The sequence below is a fragment of the Rickettsia fournieri genome, from assembly GCF_900243065.1.
GTDB classification, from domain to species: domain Bacteria; phylum Pseudomonadota; class Alphaproteobacteria; order Rickettsiales; family Rickettsiaceae; genus Rickettsia; species Rickettsia rickettsii.
The window spans coordinates 235205-253703 of record NZ_LT978483.1 but is presented as its reverse complement, the minus strand read 5'-3'; the positions used below and the strand labels follow the sequence as shown (position 1 = coordinate 253703).

Below are 18499 nucleotides of genomic sequence, written 5' to 3'. Positions count from 1 at the left end.
ATCATTTTATGAGATTGCCACGCAAGTACTACAACTGCTCGCAATGATGGGGTAATATCTACACAACAAGGCCACACAGGAATGACATAGGAGCTGTGCAACAAATCCTCAACGCTATTTAAAAGGAGCGTATACCGCTTCTTCCTTTGTTTCTATAATCGCTTCTTTAGGAGCTTTTATGCATTCTTGTAAGGATTTCTTACCTAAATACGGTACTAGATTATAATTTAATATATAACATTGTAAATTATCTTTCTTACCGTTAAAGTTAAATTCAATTTTATTGCCTTGCTCTAATAGCTTTTTAACTTCTGTTGTTTGCTGGATAAAATTCTTTTGTTCTAAGTTTAAGTGTTTGATTCTTAGTATATTTTTTACTACGGAAAACGTAGAAACAGCAAGCAGCAGAAGGAATATAAATAACTCTTTATTACTTTGCTTGTGTAAGAAAATACTATTTTTAACATACGAAGCTGCAATCATTCCGATAGCTATAACATAACATCCAAGATATCTAAGTAACGATGCCCCTCTAATTGCCTCTTCATAACTAAAGTTAAAGAAATATAAATATAACCGCCACAAAGCAAAAATTATAAAACACGCAAACGTACTTATCAGGAAAAATTTATATTCTTTCAGCAAATCCGGTTTATATTTACGAATTCCGTACCATGCAGCTATACAAATAGTATATACAACTAAACTTCCTTCTTTTAATAAGAATAACAAGAGAAATTTACCGTAATTTAGTAATAATGATCTATGCTGTTCATTAAAATTTTCAGCAATATATACTAAATTGCTAAAACTATGTTCGCATCTGTCAAAAAAATCATGGGTGTTTTTAAAATAACTCATCCAAATAAAATTACACAAAATAGGTAAAGTAAGTAAAATCAGATACGCAATATAATCACTTGATCTTTTAGGCTTTTTATAAAAAATTGTATAATGAGCTATAAGAATTATCGAAGCAAAACTAGCAAGCCATGTTCCAATTTCTCGGAAAGAGGCAAGTAATATCGTAATAGGTAAAATAAGCAATAATGCTTTTTTCTTGTCTTCCGCAAGGATATAAATTGCAAAAATAGCTCCGAACATTAAGCCAATAGTACTATCGTTATATATTGAACGAATTCCGGTCGTATATAATACTACGCCGCAAAGTAAAAGTGAAAACAACATTCCGGTTTGCCACAATTTCTTATTTGCGGCTAAAGGAGCTAGAAATGCTAAATGTAATAAGAAATGAGCAAATAATACGTTACCGTCCGAATAACCTGAAAGTAGCAGCATAAAATAATGATAAACAGCAGCTCCTCTTGGATAATGGGCATGAGTAGTAATAATGGAAGTTAACGAAGACTGATTTTCAAAAACACCGAAATATAACAATTCTTTAGTAAATATTCCCCAATGTGAGAAATCATCATAAGCATGCAGCGATGTATCTCTGGTATAAAGAAAAAACAAAAGAATCAATAAAGTAAATACAATGATTTCAATTATATTCTTTCTAGATTCCTGCTTCCACAGAAATGACATGAAGGAGGTATTATTGCGTAGATCAAGAAATGCGTGCGGTGTCATACCGTGGCTTGACCACGGTATCCAAAAATATAACTTAAAAATACTAAACATTTTTGACTGGATCCCGCGATCAAGTCGCGGGATGACAGGAGCGGAGCCACCCCCTACAACAACGCCTATGAAATGCAAGAATGACATGAAAGCTAAAAATATACCGATGAAATAATATATATATGTTGCAGCCGGTAATAGCTTTAACATAGCAAAACAATATAAAATTGGTACTAATATGCTGATTATTACGGGAATAGCGAAAGTCAATCTTGTTTTGAAATATTTGGCAAAAAAAGATGAAAACCCAAAAATGCTTAATATCGGTATTATGATCATATTAATTTGTAAATAATTTTTTGATCATTGCGTGGACCGGTAAAACCCACTGTGTCATCCCGTGGCTTAACCACGGGGTCCAAAAAACAATAAAAAATACTAATAATTTTAGTATTTTTAACTGGATCCCGTGGTCAAGCCACGGGATGAAAGAGGTGAAATTGATTCACACAACAAGGTCACGCGGAAATGATATAGAACGAAAATGTCCGGTACTATAGGTATCCAATACCCGATCGCAACAACGCCTTTATCACCCGTGTTTAATTTTAGCTTGTGCTGCGGCGATTCTTGCTATAGGGATACGGTATGGAGAACAAGAAACATAGTTTAAATTCATTCTATGAAAAAATTCTATAGAGGCAGGGTTCCCTGCATGTTCTCCGCAAGCCCCGAGTTTCAAATTAGCATTACTGCTTTTTCCGCGTTTTATAGCAATTTCAATTAATTCTCCTACTCCTTCTTCATCGAGAGTAGTAAATGGATCGGATTCAAAAATCTTTTCTTCTAAATAATATGGAAGAAAAGAGGCAATATCATCTCTAGAAATTCCATATGTAGTCTGAGTTAAATCATTAGTACCAAAACTAAAATAGTCAACTTCCTTAGCTATTTTCTTACTGCCGAGTGCTGCCCTGGGTAGTTCTATCATAGTACCGAGCGTAAAGGAAAACTTATATCTATAACGTTGCTCTAATTCCTCTATTACCGAATAAATATCCATTTTAAGCTTTTTTATTTCACCTACATTGCTAATTAAAGGGATCATTAATTCTAAGTTACATTTTATATGTTCTTTTTTATGTAGCTCAAAAATAGCTGTAAAAATTGCTTCAATTTGCATTTGGTAAATTTCCGGCGAACATATACCAAGTCTACATCCACGGTGACCGAGCATAGGATTTACTTCATGCATAGCATGAAGACGTTGATTAATCATGGATAAAGGTAGATTTAAGCTATTGGCCAAATTCTTTTTATCTTCTTCGGTGGTAGGTAAAAACTCATGTAACGGCGGATCAAGTAATCTAATATTTACCGGTTTATCTTTCATTACTCTGAATAAAGCTTTAAAATCCTCAGTTTGCAGAGGTAATAATTTCTGCACGGCAAGCTTTCTCCGTTCTATATCAGGAGCAATAATCATGTCTCTTACTAAAGGAATTTTATTTTTATCAAAAAACATATGTTCGCTACGACACAAACCTATACCTTGAGCTCCAAACTTTATAGATACTAAAGCATCGTTAACTGTTTCAGCATTTGCACGCACTTTTAAGCTACTAATCTCGTCTGCCCAATCTAAAATTAATTTTGATTCCTCACTGAAAGTAGGTTGAATTAACGGCATTTCACCTAAGAAGATTTTACCGCTACCTCCATCAATCGTTATAATATCACCTTGTTTAATAACTATGTCGCCTGCTGTTAATATTTGCTTTTTCTCATCTATAGATAAATTACTTGTACCGCAAACACAAGGCTTCCCCATACCTCTTGCCACAACTGCAGCATGTGAAGTCATTCCCCCTCTAATAGTTAAAATACCTGAAGAAACATGCATTCCGTTAATATCCTCAGGACTAGTATCATGGCGTACTAAAATTACTTTATGATGATGAGATAATTTTTCGGCATCATAAGGTGAGAATACTGCAATACCTGTTGCAGCCCCAGGAGAAGCAGGTAGCCCCTCAGCAATAGAAGTAAGCCCCTTACTGTAATCAATTCTTGTATGTAATAATTGATTTAATGATTCCGGATCGATTCGCATTAAGGCTTGTTCTTTAGAAATAAGCTTTTCTTCTACCATTTGTACGGCAATATTAATAGCAGCGATGGCTGTTCTTTTTGCAGTACGTGTTTGCAAAATATATAGCTTATTATTTTCTATAGTGAATTCTATATCCTGCATATCTAAGTAATGTTCTTCAAGCTTTTGTGCAATTTGTGATAACTCCTTAAACACTTCCGGCATCATTGCTTGCATAGAATTTGAATCATTTGCAATAATAGGCATAGGTGTTCTAGTTCCCGATACTATGTCTTCACCTTGAGCATTTATTAAAAACTCTCCAAAGAGCTTTTTTTCTCCTGTAGAAGGTGATCTAGTAAAAGCAACTCCCGTAGCTGAAGTTTTACCTAAATTACCGAAAACCATTGCTTGGATATTAATAGCCGTACCGAAATCCTCCGAAATATTATTGATTTTTCTATATATAACCGCTCTATTACTCATCCAAGAATGTAGCACCGCTTTAATTGCCGATTCTAACTGTTCATAAGGATCATTAATTAGTTGCTTAGTATACTTAATATGCAACCGTTTGAAATCATCAATAATTTTTTCTAATAATTCTACGGTAATATCGCTATCTTTATGAATATCGGCTTGTATCTTGTGCTTTTCGTAAATTTGTTCAAATAGATCACTAGGTATAGATAATACCGTTGAACCGTACATTTCTAAAAATCTTTTGTAACTATCAAGAGCAAATCGTTTATCACCGCAGGAATCCGCAAGAGCATTACACACTTCGTTATTCATTCCAAGATTAAGGATAGTATCCATCATTCCAGGCATTGAAATCGTAGAGCCCGAACGCACCGATAACAATAAAGGATTGCTTGTACTGCCGAAAATTTTACCGGTAATTATTTCAAGTTCAGTGATAGCTTTTTTTAAGTCGCTTTGAAAGTTTTTAGGAAAGTTATTATTGTGGGTATAAAAGTAATTACATAGCTCTGTAGTTATTGTAAAACCATCAGGAATAGGTAGTTTTAGGTTGGACATTTCGGCAAGACCAGCACCTTTGTTACCAAGTATATTTTTCATGCTAGCGTTTCCATCACTACCATTACTGCCAAAATAATAAATTAATTTTTTCATATCATATATCAAAATTTGCTAACAATTTATGGGTTTAGGAGTATTAAATACATATTTATACAGTATGAAAAAAATAGTAGCAACGTTAAATTAAGAATATCTTTAATAAAATAGTTGAAATTTTAAATTTGTTATTATACTTATTAATTTAATTATATCCTGTGTACAAAAGTCAAATGTTCAAAAAAAAAATCTTATTAATTTTCGCTAAAAAATATCTCAAAATAGCAAATCAATTAGAAACCTTCACAGAACCTAATAAGTTAATTGAACTTATTCTAAATGTTATTGACTAATTTAAGAAAATTGACCATAATTCTAAATGGTCGTGCAGTTGCGTGATGATATAGCAAAGCTATAGATCACGAGGAAAGTCCGGACTCTATAGAGGTATGGTGCCGGTTAACCTCCGGCAGAGTATTATTACTTTAGGGACAGTACCACAGAAAATACACCGCCAAGTATGAATACGAAGATCAACTTCAAAAAGCGCTAGGAGTTCACAAGAGGAGGAACGGAGCGTATACTTAATACGTGAGTACCGTAGTACTTGTGAAATGACGCAGCCAATTTTTGCAGTTGATCGAGTATTTTTGGTAAGGGTGAAAAGGTACGGTAAGAGCGTACCGGTAAGTTGGTAACAAATTACGCATGGTAAACCCCACCAAGAGCAAGATCAAATAGGCGTTACAGAACTTATCAAGTTCCCGGGTTATCTCTAGCCGGCTTGTAATGCGGGTAGATCGCTTGAGGTAAACGGTAACGTTTATCCTAGATAAATAACTGCAATGAATTTATATTCATACAGAATCCGGCTTATAGACCTTATTGTCATCCCGCGACTTGATCGCGGGAGCTTAGAAAACAGCTTAATAAATATTGATAGATCCTGCGATCAAGTCGCGGAATGACTAGGACTGTAAAACAATTTAATGAAAAAGTTATATCATAATCCTATTTGTCCTCTTTCAAGACAAGCCCGTGTCTTCTTAAAAGAATTAGATATAGAATTTACTACGATTAAAGAAGATTATTGGCAATTCAATAAAGATTTCTTAAAAATAAATCCTGCCGGAACTTTACCTATTTTAGCAGAATCATACGGCTTATTTGTGGTAGGTATTTATCCTTTTGTTGAATATCTTAATAGCAAATATCCGAATTTTAATTTTTTAGATGAAGATATTGATATTTGTTGCGAAATTAGACGATTATTCTTTTGGTTTAACGATAAATTTTATCGTGAAGTTACTAAGATTATTATCGATGAAAAAGTTATAAGATCAATTGCTAAAATGAGCAGCCCACGAACCGAGTTTTTACGTGTTGCAAAAAATAATTTAAATTATCACTTAGAATATATAACTTCTTTACTAGAAAAAAGAAGTTATCTTGTATCGGATTCACTAACTATGGCCGATATTGCCGCAAGTTGTCACTTATCGGTACTCGATTACTTCGGTGAGATTTATTGGGATAAATGGACGCTTATCAAACATTGGTATTCACTAATTAAATCAAGACCGGCTTTTAGGTTATTACTACAAGATAGAATCCCTGGCTTTACCCCTCCAAACTATTATACAGATTTAGATTTTTGAATAGACTTCTTCGGAAACTCTACTTCTAGAGGTAATTTGTGCGTCAATTCGCTGCTCGCATCCTCTCACGTACTTCTATGTACGCTGCGGTGCTGTGCTGCGTGTTTCCTACAAATTCCTCTCTATAAGCGCGTTTTCGAAGAAGTCTAATATATAATTTAATAATTTGATTCTTTCCGTATCATGAGCTTTTAGTATTTTATAAATCTTATTAAGAGATTGATTTTTTATGAGTGCAGGCTCATATTCAAGATGAACTCCACTTAAAATAGCTGTCCCGTCGCCGTAAGTACATCTTATTATTGCAGCCTGAGAATCCTCATAACTTGCTATTATTTCAGTATCTTTGGTATTTTCTGCATCAATAAAATATCCACCGCCATTATAAAAAGCATAACAATCCTTAATATTTAAATTAAGTGTTGGATTTATTTTTAGATAAGCAGCTCTTGCTCCTTTATGTGAGTTGTAATAATAAGGAGCAAGCAATGGTCCTCTAACCATTCCATTGAAAATCTTTAATTCTCTTTTACTTATAACCTCTATATTTGTTCCTTTAGCGAATTCTACATAGTTACCGCTGTAGTAACTGCCTGCACATATCCCAAGAAAATTACCACCGTTTTTAATATAATTCTTTATATTAGCATTTCCTTTGCCTTGCAATTTTTGTACATAGTATAAATCTCTTCCACCGAGTAAAATAAGTAATAAGGTATTTTGAACCCACTTTTCGTCTATAATTTCTTGTGCAGTAATATAATCTACGTTATACTTTGGAGCATAAAGTCTTAAGGTATGCACGCAATGCTTAATACTTTCTTTTGAAACTCCTAGATCATTATAAATTTTTATTTTCATTTTTATATTCTTGACAAGGACATTATATAATTCTATTTAGTTTAATTACTTAAAAATAAATCATGCGGTAATTTTATGCAACTTAATTCAATCTCACTACCGTTAACCACAAGGCAAGCAATAGAAATAGTTTTAGGAGTGGCATTACTTACTATTTGTTCACAAATAGTAATACCTATAAAGCCTATATTTATTTCATTGCAAACCGTTGCAGTGATATTCATCGGACTTACATATAATAAGACTACCTCACCTTTAACAATATTATCTTTCATAACTCTTGGAGCAATGGGAATCCCTGTGTTCGGAGAATTTTCAAGCGGTTTACGAATATTATTCGGTCCTACCGGAGGATATCTAGCAGGTTTTGTAATTGCCGTATATGTTATGGCTAGCTTAAAAGATAAAATTTTTACTTCTAATCAATGGTTAAATCAGATATCTTTATGTTTGATCGGTAATATAATTATTATGAGTTTAGGCTGGATGTGGCTCTCTACACTCTTAGGAGCAAGCGGTGCATTTTACGGCGGCGTATTACCTTTTATAATACCGGGAATAATTAAATCAGTATTATTAATTGGACTTATCAATGCAGTAAAACCAAAAACTCGATGAACTTCAGTATTGCCTAAAAACAGTTGATCTAAAGTTTCGATGTCATTCCCGCGCAAGCGGGAATTCGCTACTTTTAAGCTTTCTAAAAGCTTGATTTATCTCGCTTTACCCTGGATTCCCGCTTTCGCGGGAATGACATAGAGTAGGTTTTTCGAACCATGCAAAAACACCACATTTGCAGGAATGGCATCGATCTTTAAGTTGACCACAAATATGGTATAACTCTATCATTCATGAAAAAAATCAATAACAATGCTAATACCGCATTTTCCGGTGCCGACCTGGAAAAATAACATTAAATATGACCTTGAAAATATAACAAGACTTTTAAGAGCCTTAGGTAACTCTCATTTAAGACTTCCTCCCGTCATACATATAGCAGGTACAAACGGTAAAGGTTCAAGTAGTGCTATGCTTAAAAGCATCTTTACGCTTGCCGGTTATAAGGTACATTGCTATACATCTCCTCATTTATTAGAATTTAATGAACGAATTGTAGTAGCAGGCGAGAAAATCTCGGATAATGAATTATGGCAGGTTTGTGAGCAGGTGAGGGTAGCAAGCGAAAAATTTAATATTGAACCTAGCTTCTTTGAAGGTACTACGGCAGCAGCGTTTCTAGCATTTGAGAACACAAAAGCCGATATATTAATTTTAGAGACGGGATTAGGCGGTCGGTTAGACGCAACAAATATAGTAGAACAACCTTTAATTACTTTAATTACACCTATTTCATATGATCATATGCATATGCTGGGTAATACATTACCCCTAATAGCAGTTGAGAAAGCTGGTATTATGAAGTCTTGCGTTCCTTGCGTTATAAGTATGCAAGTTTTGGAAGTTTATGAAACATTATTTGCCAAGGCTGAAGAGTTAGAAGTACCGAGTTTCTGTTATGAATATGATTTCGGTATTAAAAAGACGGACAACGGATTTATTTATTCATCACGAAATTTTACCTATGAGTTTCCGACTCCTTCGCTACTTGGTGATCATCAATTAATAAATGCTGCAAGCGTTATTGCCTTAATAAGCCTTATTAACAAACAATTTAATATTAATAATGAGGTTATTGCTAAAGGATTACAAAATACTATTTGGCCTGCTAGAATCGAAAAAATAGAACCGAAAAAATATTCTAAATTAATAGGTGATAATGTTCAAATTTGGATAGACGTAGCTCACAATAATAGCGGAGCTCAAGTTTTGGCAAATTGGATGCGTGATAATTTAAAATCATCGATATATTTAATACTCGGTATGACTAAAAATAGGAATATTGAGGAATTTTGCTCTTACTTTAAGGGTTTGACAATTAAAGGTTACGGTGTTAAAGTTTTATCCGAACCGCTAAGCCATAGTGCAGAAACAATAAATTTGGAAGGCAGAAAGAGTGGTATTGATTTTAGCGAAAGCGACTCACTCGAAGAAGCGATTAGTGATATAAAGAAGATAAACGGCGATAATAAAGCAAATATTATAATAACCGGATCGCTTTATTTAGCTTCCGATTTTTATAAGTTACTATGATGTCATGCCTGCGTGGATACTAAATCGTCATTGCAAGCAACTGCAAGGAACGTGGCAATCTCATAAAGTAGGACTCCTGAGATTGCTTCGTCAAAATTTTCAATTTTTCCTCGCAATGACGTATTGATTCTCGCTATAAATATATAAAAACCAACATAGGAGAAAATAACATGACCTATTGCAACAAATCTAATCAAACCTCATATCCTTTTATCTTACCTGATTTACCTTATGAGAAAGAAAGTTTTAAACCACATTTTACTCTCGAGACTCTTGATTATCATCATGGTAAGCATCATAATACTTATGTACAAAATCTAAACAATTTACTCAAAGATAAAGAAGAATTACAAAAAAAAGATTTAGAAGAAATAATAGAATGGTCATCACAAAACTCAAATGCGGCTATTTTTAATAACGCAGCCCAAATATGGAATCATACCTTTTTTTGGCATTCAATAAAGCCGCAGGGCGGAGGTAAGCCAAGCGGTAAAATATTAGAACAAATTAATAAAGATTTCGGTAGTTTTGAAGAGTTTTGCGAACAGTTTAAGCAAGAGGCAGTAGGGCAGTTCGGTAGCGGCTGGGCATGGCTTGTATATCACGATAATAGGTTACAAATTATAAAAACCGCTAATGCCGGTACACCTATAGCAAACGGTATGAAGCCGCTTCTTGCATGTGATGTATGGGAACATGCTTATTATATTGATTATCGTAACAAACGACCTGATTATGTTGACATATTTATTAAGCATATGATTAACTGGAAGTTTGTAGAAGATAACTTAATAAAATAAAACTATGGCTGATATAAAGGTAAGAAAACATCCTATTATTAATAATCTGAAGCAAGAGTCAAAAACTCCTGTAGTTAATGAGCAATCTGATATATTAGAGGAGTTAAAAGACCTAAAAAAATTCAACAATCTTCTAGCAATCAAACAAAAACATTGCAGGAGTTAGAGCAAGCACAGAAAGCTCCTATCGAATATATAGCTTTTAGTGGAGGAGGAGCTAAGGGAGCACAATATATTCCGGAGCTTATGAGGCAGCAAAAAAAGCTGGTATTTTAGATAATGTCAGGCGGTAGCAGGTTCTTCCGCTGGTGCTATAACTGCCACAGTGGTAGCTCTTGGGACACCCGCCTGAGCGATTTGAAGAAATTTCTAAAAATACAAATCTGCAAACTTTACTTGGAAAAAAAGGATTTTCTGCGGATATAGTACAGTTAAATAAAGACGGTAAACCTTTATATGCTCTATTAGAACTTGTTATTAAAGAAAATATAGGAAATTTTTTACAGAGATCAGATATAGTAAATGTTAAATATTATAAAGCTCTTGATGAATTAAGAGAAAGATACAACCAAAAAGACGGTAAAATATATTTTAAGGATATAGCGTTACTGCGAAAATACGATCCAGTGCAGTATAAAGATTTAGTAATTATGGCAACTCAGCAAGAGACAAGTGAACTAACTATTTTCAATAGCTTTGATACGCCAAATGTTGAAATTGCTTTAGCTTGCTGTGCTTCTGCTTCTATACCGCTTGTTTTTAAGCCGGTAGAAATTGACAGTAAAAAATATATAGACGGCGAATATAGAGATAATATACCAACAAAATATTTTAAAGGCAATGAACTGGAATTTGATACAAAAGCAGAACTGATAATATGGAGGAGATTACCTTAGCTAAAAAACAAGGTAGAACTCTAGCTATGGCTTTTGGTACGGGTATGGAAGCTGATGCAAATATTGCTATATATAGTGCAAAAAAATTTGACAGCCCAAGTGATATCGTAAAGTTTTTAGCTGATATATTATTTAAGACGCTTGCAAAAGTAGGAGGAAAATTTAAATATACTGAAACTCTAAGAGCAACTAATGAACAGTTACGTGAAAATGCTTTAAACACTGTTGTTTTAGATACTGCCGGAATAGATACTTTGGATTTCAAAGATGCACCAAAATATTCTAATTATTTGCATATTAAAGGATATTGTCAAACTAGAGAACATTTGAATAATCATGACCTTGGCAAAGAAGCAGATAAAATATTTGACCATCAAAAATTTCTACTAAATGTTTATGAAGTTTATGATAATAAAAATCTACATAAAACATTTGGCACTAAATTGTTAGAAATGTTTATTCAGTCAAAAGAAAATAATACTTCTAAATGGCAAGAAGCAGTTATTGAAAATCATGATGGTAAAGCAAAGATGTTATTATCATTTTGTAAAACCGGAGCATTAAACAAAAAAAAATTAAATGAAAAGCTTAAAGAATATGTAATTATTGCTGCAACTAGTCGTAATAATACACTAAAAGCCGATACAAACTCATTGAACGCTTTATTGTATACCTTAAATGATACTGCTGCTTCAAGTAAAATAAAAGATAGTTTCATCGAGGTACTTGGAATAGATAAAAATAAAGATGTAAGATTTGATAAAACTAAAACCTTTGATGAAAATATTGCTAAGTTTAAATTTACTAAACAAGATTTAGAAAGCTTTATAACTAAGAGTAAAAGCGAAGCACCAAAAATTCAAAGCAAACATAGTGTAGCTACAAGTCATGTCAGTAGGGGGCAAGTTAGGTGTTTTTATGTCATTCCCACGAAAGCGGGAATGACATCGAGCGGGTTTTTCGAGCCATGCAACAAAGCTCGCCTTTCCTCGCAATGACGGCTACTAAAAAAAATGAATATCGGTAAATTTAAACTAATTGTTTTTGACAAGCTAGACAGTACAAACTCTGAGGCTATGAAAATGGCTCAGAATGCTAAAGTTGATTCAAACTATGCAGTACTTGCCAAATCTCAAACTAATGGACGTGGTAGAAGCGGCAAAAACTGGCAGTCTAGGTCAGGTAACTTACATGTAAGTTTACTAATAAAGCCTGATAAAGAGCTAGAATTATTGCCGCAATTATCTTTTGTTATGGCACTTAGCGTTTATGATAGTATAACCTCTTTATGTCACTCCCATAGTTCTATATGTCATTCCCGCGAAAGCGGGAATGACATAAGGAACGAAAATAACATTATACAACTAAAATGGCCCAATGATGTATTAATTAACAGTCGGAAAATTGCCGGTATACTTCTTGAATCTGTTAAAGTAGAAAATAATTATTACCTTATTATCGGTATCGGCATTAATATTACCTATCACCCTGATAATATCGACCAGCCTACTACTAGCTTAATAAGCGAAAATCTACCACCTATAGAACCGCAAGCTTTACTTGAGATATTAATAGAAAATTTTGAAGAATATTATCAAATTTGGCATAATAACGGTTTTCCTTTTATTAGAAAAAAATGGTTAGAACATGCTTATAAGTTATATGAAAATATTAGCGTTAAATATCAAAATGATATAGTAACCGGTCTTTTTAAAGATATCGATAATACCGGCAGAATAATATTGCAACTACCTTCCAAAAAAATAATCTCTTTTTCCACTGCCGAACTTTTTTTTTAGTAAAAATATTACGAAATTTAAATTGTAGATTTATTTTTTTAACTTCTACTTAAGCTCCAATTTAACAAGGTAATAAATATATGCTCCAAGAGAATAACAACCCAAGTTATCTGTCTCAAGCGTTTTTAACAAATGCATATGAGCAATTAAACGAATTTAAAAAACTTTCTTCTAATAACATTCGTACATTAATGCAAGATTTTATAAAATTGAAAAAGCTTTTAAATGTACACTATTTACGGGTAATAACAACGCATGTGAAGGTTTAGTAGAATTATAGGACGAAGTAATAAAAAAATGCCTAATTATGAACTTCAAAATATAAATATAACACAATTTAGAGATATTATGGTCTTAGTCGGAAGAGAACTTAAGCATGAACAATGTATAAATACCTCCTTATTGTCAGTAAATATTAATGAAAAATTTCTCAAACCAAGTGTTGTTACTCACGTAAAAACTATTGAAATATGTCAACAGCAAAATAGTGAAGATCCTTTCGCAATTAACGAGTCAGAAATATTTAATCAAAAATGCAAGGTTAAGCAGTACGGAATTTGAGCAATTTAATAGCTTTTTTAAAGCAAGATGTGGAAGTAATTTTGCTTTGAGATTTAGGAATTATGCAGATTATAGAGGAATTAACGAAGTTATTGCTAAAGGGGACGGTAATTTAAATAAATTTCAGCTAAGGAAGATATATAGCGATCCTATTGCTCCTTACGAACGAGTTATCACTAAACCGGTTAATAATAGCGTAATTCTATATATTAATAATGTAAGAACTATGGGCATTGTAGATTACAACGATGGTATAGTGACCTTACCAAGTCCCTTAGGTCAAGATGTAATTTTAACTGCTGATTTTACTTTTGACGTAGCAGTTAGATTTAGTATAGATAGTTTTGAATATTCTTATTGTAATGACGGTTCTATAGCGTTATCCAACATAGAGTTAGTGTAGGTGATTATATGAGTATTGCGATTGAAGAGGTAATTACAAAGCTTACGAATTTTGTTTATTGTTTTCAAATTAAGCGAGCTAGCGGTGAGGAATTAAACTTAACAAATAGCGATCATGCTATAAAAAGTGAAGAGAGAGTTTTTTTTACCGAATTCCAGTTTAGATTTAAAAGAAGCGGAATTTAACGATTCCGCACAAAACCATATAATCATTGAAGGTATTTTTGAGGACAACGGCATTACGACAACAATCGATTTAAATAATGCTATTGTTAAAATAATAATATATACTGACAAAGTTTTTGAGCATTTCGTTACATATTATTGCACTTTATATACAAAATACGATTTAAACTTTTAAATACATTTAAAACCCGAAACGGTAAAATATATCAGACTATAATTAATCGATATAGCAAAACATGTAGAGCAGTTTTCGGAGATAGTCAATGTAAAATAGATAAAGCTTTATATAGTGGCATATATAAGGTTAAAGAAATGCTCAAGGACAGTTTAAGAATACTAGATTTAGATAAAGAAAACGGCTATTATAACGGCGGTCAAATTATATTCAGCGAAAATCGTTTTAACAGTAAAGTTCTAAGCAATTTCGGTGATTTGATTATATTAGAGGATATTATACCGGATTATGTTAAAGATGCCGAGGAAGTAAAAATTACTGCCGGATGTGATAAAAATTTTATAACCTGTTGCAATAAATTTAATAATGCTATAAATTTTAGGGGCGAACCGCTAATACCAAAAACAGATTTTATAAATTTAGTATAATCAATGAAACAAAGTTTTATAAAACTAGTATATGCAGAGCTAAAGAATATAATAAATATGAAAAGCTCCAAACAACAGCAAAAAAAAGAAACGCAATTAATTGATTATTTTAAAATAGTTGAAAGTAATATATTATATACATTTCAAAAAATAAAAAAGGAATATGAAAGAGACTAAACGTTTTTTTAACAAAAATAATAGATTAAATAAAGGTTATGCTAAGACTTTTAGTGTAAACGAACCTGATAATAATTTTTACCGTAAAAATTTTGAACATATATTACCGCCAATTGATTTAATCAGTGAGTATGAGAGTATTTATCCCGGTACTTTACAGGAATTAATGCATATGGCACAACAAGAGCAAGCTCATAAGCATGCTATAGACCTAAAAAACTTGAAAATACAGGCAAGAGTCGCTAAATTAACACGAATCTGTTTATTAATATTTGGAATTTGCCTTGTAGTTTCAATTTTTTTTAAAACTGTCTAAATAAAATTAAAGATAAAATATTTTATTTACTTGTAATTTTAAATAAAATAAGTTAAATGCAATATATATTTATTTATAAACATAATACGGAGAAATTTTATTTCTAAAAATAATTTTCCTAAGGCTAATAGAGAAATCAGAGCTAGAGAAGTTCGTTTAGTAGGCGAAAACGGCGAAATGCATGGCGTCGTAAATATTAGAGAAGCATTAGATATGGCGGAAAGAGCTGGTCTTGACTTAGTCGAGATATCACCGAATGCTGTACCCCCTGTCTGTAAAATTCTAGATTTTGGTAAGTTTAAGTACGAAAGCAAAAAACGTTTGCATGAAGCACGCAAAAAACAAAAAATCGTCGTACTTAAAGAAATGAAATTTAAACCTAATATTAGTATCGGTGATTTTGAAACTAAATTAAGAAAAATAAAAGAATTTTTAAAAGATGGAGATAAAGTAAAAATTTCTTTATGGTTTAAGGGACGAGAGATTCTTCATAAAGAGGTCGGTCAAGAACTATTTAAACGTATAGAAGTAGGGCTCGAAGGACTCGTTAAAATCGATCAGCATGCTAAAATGGAAGGTAAACAGATGATAATGATCGTTAGCCCTGATATTAAGGTACAATAGCTACTCAAATCGTCATTGCGCGCGAACGTAGAGAGTGTGGCAATCTCAGGAATTTTACTGTTTCATGAGGTTGCCGCGTCGAGGCTTTGCTTCTCCTCGCAATGACGTGTAATAACAACAATAAAAAGTCAAATCTAAATAAGTTATGCCGATTAAAATTTTAATGCCTGCTTTATCTCCAACTATGACGGAAGGAAATCTAGCTAGGTGGTTAAAAAAAGAAGGGGACAAAGTGAATCCTGGAGAAGTAATTGCTGAAATTGAAACCGATAAAGCAACGATGGAAGTAGAAGCGGTAGACGAAGGTATACTTGCCAAAATAGTTATCCCACAAAATAGTCAAAATGTACCTGTTAACTCTTTAATTGCCGTGTTAAGTGAAGAGGGAGAAGAAAAAACGGACATTGATGCGTTTATTGCAAAAAATAATAGTGTATCACCGTCACCGAAAACAGATGCTAATCTTCCGAAACCCCACGAGAATATAGCTAATGTAGAAGAACAGGTAACAGTTATAAAACATGATGCTAGTAAAATATTCGCCTCACCGCTTGCAAAAAGACTTGCAAAAATGGGAAATATTAGATTTGAGAGCGTGAAAGGTAGCGGTCCGCACGGTAGAATAGTCAAACAAGATATCTTATCATATACTCCTAGCACTGCTCATAATAAAATAGTTAGCAGAAATCCTGAAGAATATCGTTTAGTACCAAATAATAATATCCGCAAGATTATAGCCAAGCGTCTGCTTGAATCTAAACAAACAGTTCCACATTTTTATTTATCTATAGAATGTAATGTCGATAAATTGTTAGATATAAGAGAAGACATTAATAAATCTTTTTCTGAAGATAAATCAACAAGGATATCGGTTAATGATTTTATTATTTTAGCAGTAGCCAAAGCTTTACAAGAAGTGCCAAATGCCAATGCTAGCTGGGGAGAAGATGCAATTAGATATTACAATAATGTCGATATTTCAGTAGCGGTAGCGATTGAGAACGGGCTTGTTACACCGATAGTTAAAAATGCCAATCAAAAAAACATTCTAGAACTATCTCGTGAAATGAAAGCATTAATAAAGAAAGCAAAAGATAATAAATTAACCCCTGAAGAATTTCAGGGCGGAGGGTTTACCATTTCTAACCTCGGTATGTACGGTATTAAGAATTTCAATGCTATAATTAACCCACCGCAAAGTTGTATAATGAGCGTCGGAGCTAGTGCAAAACGTGCTATAGTCAAGAATGATCAAATAACTATAGCAACAATTATGGACGTAACTCTTTCTGCCGATCACCGAGTAGTAGACGGAGCAGTCGGTGCTGAGTTCTTGGCAGCATTTAAAAAGTTTATAGAGAGTCCCGCTTTGATGTTGATATAAGTCGTCATTACGAGCAGCCATAGGCTGAGTGGCCATCTCGTCAAATATCCTGAGATTGTTTCGTCGAAACTTTCAGTTGCTTCTCGCAATAACGTTGAAATCTCACCCATAAACAAATCACAATAAAATAACATGCGTTTTTCAGATAATTTAGCAAAAATTTTAGATAAATACGAAAATTTAGGCAACAAACTATCTTCCGGCATTATGGGAGACGAGTTTGTTAAGGCATCTAAAGAATATGCAGAACTTGAAGATGTTGTAGCAAAAATTAAAGAATATAATAAGGCTAAATCTGAGCTTGAAGAAGCAAATAATTTTAAGCTAGAAGTGGGACTTGATAATGCCACTTTAGAAATGATTGAAGACGAAATATACACTCTTGAAAATTCGTTACCAAAACTTGAAAGAGCCGTAAAAATTGCTTTATTACCAAAAGATGATGCGGATAGTAAAAGTGCTATTATTGAAGTTAGAGCAGGAAGCGGTGGAGAAGAAGCTGCACTTTTTGCTGCCGTACTTTTTAATATGTATCAAAGATATGCTGAGTTAAAAGGATGGCGTTTTGAGATATTAGCAATTTCCGATACGGGAATAGGCGGTTATAAAGAAGCATCGGCGTTAATAAAAGGCAAAGATGTATTTTCTAAGCTCAAATTTGAGTCAGGCGTTCATAGAGTACAGAGAGTACCGGAAACGGAATCACAAGGACGTATTCATACTTCGGCAGCAACGGTTGCAGTACTTCCTGAGGCTGAAGAGGTTGATATTAAAATTGAAGATAAAGACTTAAGAATCGATACTTATAGAGCTTCAGGGGCTGGTGGACAGCACGTTAATACTACCGATTCTGCCGTACGTATAACTCATATCCCTACCGGTATTACCGTAGCCTTGCAAGATGAGAAGTCACAGCATAAAAATAAAGCAAAGGCGTTAAAAATTCTACGTGCTAGAATTTATGAAGAAGAACGACGTAAAAAGGAACAAGAAAGAGCCGATAGCAGAAGAGGGCAGATAGGTTCGGGAGATCGTTCGGAGCGGATACGTACTTATAATTTTCCACAGGGAAGAGTATCCGACCATAGAATAAACTTAACACTTTATAAGATAGACGAAGTAGTTAAAAACGGACAATTAGATGAGTTTGTTGAAGCTTTAATTGCGGATGATGAAGCTAAAAAACTTTTGGAGATATAAGTGTATATTGTCATTGTGAGTAGGCATTGTTGCGTGGATCAATTTCACCTCTGTCAAGCCACGTGGTGACAGAGGTGAAATTGATCCACGCAACAATGCCTACTCACAATGACAATATACAGCAA

Annotated in this window: 15 protein-coding genes, 1 other RNA gene and 3 pseudogenes; 15 read left to right on the top strand and 4 right to left on the bottom strand. The window is 33.3% G+C overall.

Translation table 11 applies throughout. The features are described from left to right. Positions 1 to 114: 114 nt before the first annotated feature. Both C4Q30_RS02525 and ppdK read right to left on the bottom strand, forming a co-directional pair. Positions 115 to 1923 carry a hypothetical protein gene (locus tag C4Q30_RS02525; protein ID WP_103897098.1) on the bottom strand — a complete coding sequence of 603 codons (1809 nt, stop codon included), beginning with the start codon at positions 1921 to 1923 and terminating at the stop codon, positions 115 to 117. Positions 1924 to 2176: 253 nt separating this feature from the next. Next, positions 2177 to 4813 (bottom strand): pyruvate, phosphate dikinase, encoded by a 2637-nt coding sequence (gene ppdK / locus C4Q30_RS02515; protein ID WP_103897096.1) that lies wholly within the window; start codon positions 4811 to 4813, stop codon positions 2177 to 2179. Between the two features lie 318 nt (positions 4814 to 5131). On the opposite strand from ppdK, the gene rnpB reads away from it, so the two are divergent. Both rnpB and C4Q30_RS02505 read left to right on the top strand, forming a co-directional pair. Continuing rightward, an RNA gene (gene rnpB / locus C4Q30_RS02510) (RNase P RNA component class A) lies at positions 5132 to 5648 on the top strand. Between the two features lie 97 nt (positions 5649 to 5745). Further along, positions 5746 to 6414 (top strand): glutathione S-transferase family protein, encoded by a 669-nt coding sequence (locus C4Q30_RS02505; RefSeq protein ID WP_014120824.1) that lies wholly within the window; start codon positions 5746 to 5748, stop codon positions 6412 to 6414. On the opposite strand, the pseudogene C4Q30_RS10430 reads toward C4Q30_RS02505, so the two are convergent. Both C4Q30_RS10430 and C4Q30_RS02495 read right to left on the bottom strand, forming a co-directional pair. After that, positions 6402 to 6580, bottom strand: a pseudogene (locus C4Q30_RS10430) (palindromic element RPE1 domain-containing protein); the annotation flags it as partial. The gene C4Q30_RS02505 and the pseudogene C4Q30_RS10430 sit on opposite strands and share 13 nt — an antisense overlap. Next, a complete protein-coding gene (locus C4Q30_RS02495) occupies positions 6523 to 7275 on the bottom strand; it encodes a BPL-N domain-containing protein (RefSeq protein WP_103897095.1) in 753 nt (250 codons plus the stop codon). The gene C4Q30_RS02495 and the pseudogene C4Q30_RS10430, both read right to left, overlap by 58 nt. Positions 7276 to 7350: 75 nt before the next feature. On the opposite strand from C4Q30_RS02495, the gene C4Q30_RS02490 reads away from it, so the two are divergent. The 13 genes and pseudogenes from C4Q30_RS02490 to prfA all read left to right on the top strand — a co-directional run bounded on the left by C4Q30_RS02490 (position 7351) and on the right by prfA (position 18374). Next, positions 7351 to 7893, top strand: a complete 543-nt coding sequence (locus C4Q30_RS02490; RefSeq protein WP_103897094.1) for a biotin transporter BioY — start codon at positions 7351 to 7353, stop codon at positions 7891 to 7893. 252 nt (positions 7894 to 8145) lie between these two features. After that, positions 8146 to 9426: a folylpolyglutamate synthase/dihydrofolate synthase family protein gene (locus C4Q30_RS02485; RefSeq protein WP_103897093.1), complete on the top strand. Its 1281-nt coding sequence runs from the start codon at positions 8146 to 8148 to the stop codon at positions 9424 to 9426. Positions 9427 to 9596: 170 nt separating this feature from the next. After that, positions 9597 to 10226, top strand: coding sequence for a superoxide dismutase (locus C4Q30_RS02475; RefSeq protein ID WP_014014364.1), 630 nt, complete (start codon positions 9597 to 9599; stop codon positions 10224 to 10226). 4 nt (positions 10227 to 10230) lie between these two features. Beyond that, positions 10231 to 12024: pseudogene (locus tag C4Q30_RS10425) on the top strand (patatin-like phospholipase family protein); the annotation flags it as partial. Between the two features lie 111 nt (positions 12025 to 12135). After that, positions 12136 to 12921: a biotin--[acetyl-CoA-carboxylase] ligase gene (locus C4Q30_RS02465; RefSeq protein ID WP_103897091.1), complete on the top strand. Its 786-nt coding sequence runs from the start codon at positions 12136 to 12138 to the stop codon at positions 12919 to 12921. 487 nt (positions 12922 to 13408) lie between these two features. Further along, on the top strand, positions 13409 to 13885 hold the full coding sequence (locus tag C4Q30_RS02450) for a phage distal tail protein, Rcc01695 family (protein ID WP_103897089.1): 477 nt from the start codon (positions 13409 to 13411) through the stop codon (positions 13883 to 13885). Positions 13886 to 13893: 8 nt separating this feature from the next. After that, positions 13894 to 14122: pseudogene (locus C4Q30_RS02445) on the top strand (baseplate hub domain-containing protein); the annotation flags it as partial. 86 nt (positions 14123 to 14208) lie between these two features. Continuing rightward, complete coding sequence (locus C4Q30_RS02440) at positions 14209 to 14673, top strand: phage BR0599 family protein (RefSeq protein WP_245207442.1); 465 nt, start codon at positions 14209 to 14211, stop codon at positions 14671 to 14673. A gap of 3 nt (positions 14674 to 14676) precedes the next feature. Next, positions 14677 to 14850, top strand: coding sequence for a hypothetical protein (locus tag C4Q30_RS08740; protein ID WP_008580225.1), 174 nt, complete (start codon positions 14677 to 14679; stop codon positions 14848 to 14850). Beyond that, positions 14837 to 15166: a DUF2335 domain-containing protein gene (locus C4Q30_RS02435; RefSeq protein ID WP_103897088.1), complete on the top strand. Its 330-nt coding sequence runs from the start codon at positions 14837 to 14839 to the stop codon at positions 15164 to 15166. The genes C4Q30_RS08740 and C4Q30_RS02435 overlap by 14 nt, the downstream gene beginning before the upstream one ends. Positions 15167 to 15229: 63 nt before the next feature. Then, positions 15230 to 15790, top strand: coding sequence for a translation initiation factor IF-3 (infC, locus tag C4Q30_RS02430; protein WP_081497909.1), 561 nt, complete (start codon positions 15230 to 15232; stop codon positions 15788 to 15790). Positions 15791 to 15935: 145 nt separating this feature from the next. Next, positions 15936 to 17174, top strand: a complete 1239-nt coding sequence (locus C4Q30_RS02425) for a pyruvate dehydrogenase complex dihydrolipoamide acetyltransferase (protein ID WP_103897087.1) — start codon at positions 15936 to 15938, stop codon at positions 17172 to 17174. A gap of 132 nt (positions 17175 to 17306) precedes the next feature. After that, complete coding sequence (gene prfA, locus C4Q30_RS02420; RefSeq protein WP_103897086.1) at positions 17307 to 18374, top strand: peptide chain release factor 1; 1068 nt, start codon at positions 17307 to 17309, stop codon at positions 18372 to 18374. Positions 18375 to 18499 lie beyond the last annotated feature (125 nt).

Excerpts from the sequence above, each read along its gene's own strand:
- C4Q30_RS02525 (WP_103897098.1), bottom strand. The coding sequence starts at position 1,923 with ATGATCATAATACCGATATTAAGCATTTTTGGGTTTTCATCTTTTTTT.
- ppdK (WP_103897096.1), bottom strand. The coding sequence starts at position 4,813 with ATGAAAAAATTAATTTATTATTTTGGCAGTAATGGTAGTGATGGAAAC.
- C4Q30_RS02505 (WP_014120824.1), top strand. The coding sequence starts at position 5,746 with ATGAAAAAGTTATATCATAATCCTATTTGTCCTCTTTCAAGACAAGCC.
- C4Q30_RS02495 (WP_103897095.1), bottom strand. The coding sequence starts at position 7,275 with ATGAAAATAAAAATTTATAATGATCTAGGAGTTTCAAAAGAAAGTATT.
- C4Q30_RS02490 (WP_103897094.1), top strand. The coding sequence starts at position 7,351 with ATGCAACTTAATTCAATCTCACTACCGTTAACCACAAGGCAAGCAATA.
- C4Q30_RS02485 (WP_103897093.1), top strand. The coding sequence starts at position 8,146 with ATGCTAATACCGCATTTTCCGGTGCCGACCTGGAAAAATAACATTAAA.
- C4Q30_RS02475 (WP_014014364.1), top strand. The coding sequence starts at position 9,597 with ATGACCTATTGCAACAAATCTAATCAAACCTCATATCCTTTTATCTTA.
- C4Q30_RS02465 (WP_103897091.1), top strand. The coding sequence starts at position 12,136 with ATGAATATCGGTAAATTTAAACTAATTGTTTTTGACAAGCTAGACAGT.
- C4Q30_RS08740 (WP_008580225.1), top strand. The coding sequence starts at position 14,677 with ATGAAACAAAGTTTTATAAAACTAGTATATGCAGAGCTAAAGAATATA.
- C4Q30_RS02435 (WP_103897088.1), top strand. The coding sequence starts at position 14,837 with ATGAAAGAGACTAAACGTTTTTTTAACAAAAATAATAGATTAAATAAA.
- C4Q30_RS02425 (WP_103897087.1), top strand. The coding sequence starts at position 15,936 with ATGCCGATTAAAATTTTAATGCCTGCTTTATCTCCAACTATGACGGAA.
- prfA (WP_103897086.1), top strand. The coding sequence starts at position 17,307 with ATGCGTTTTTCAGATAATTTAGCAAAAATTTTAGATAAATACGAAAAT.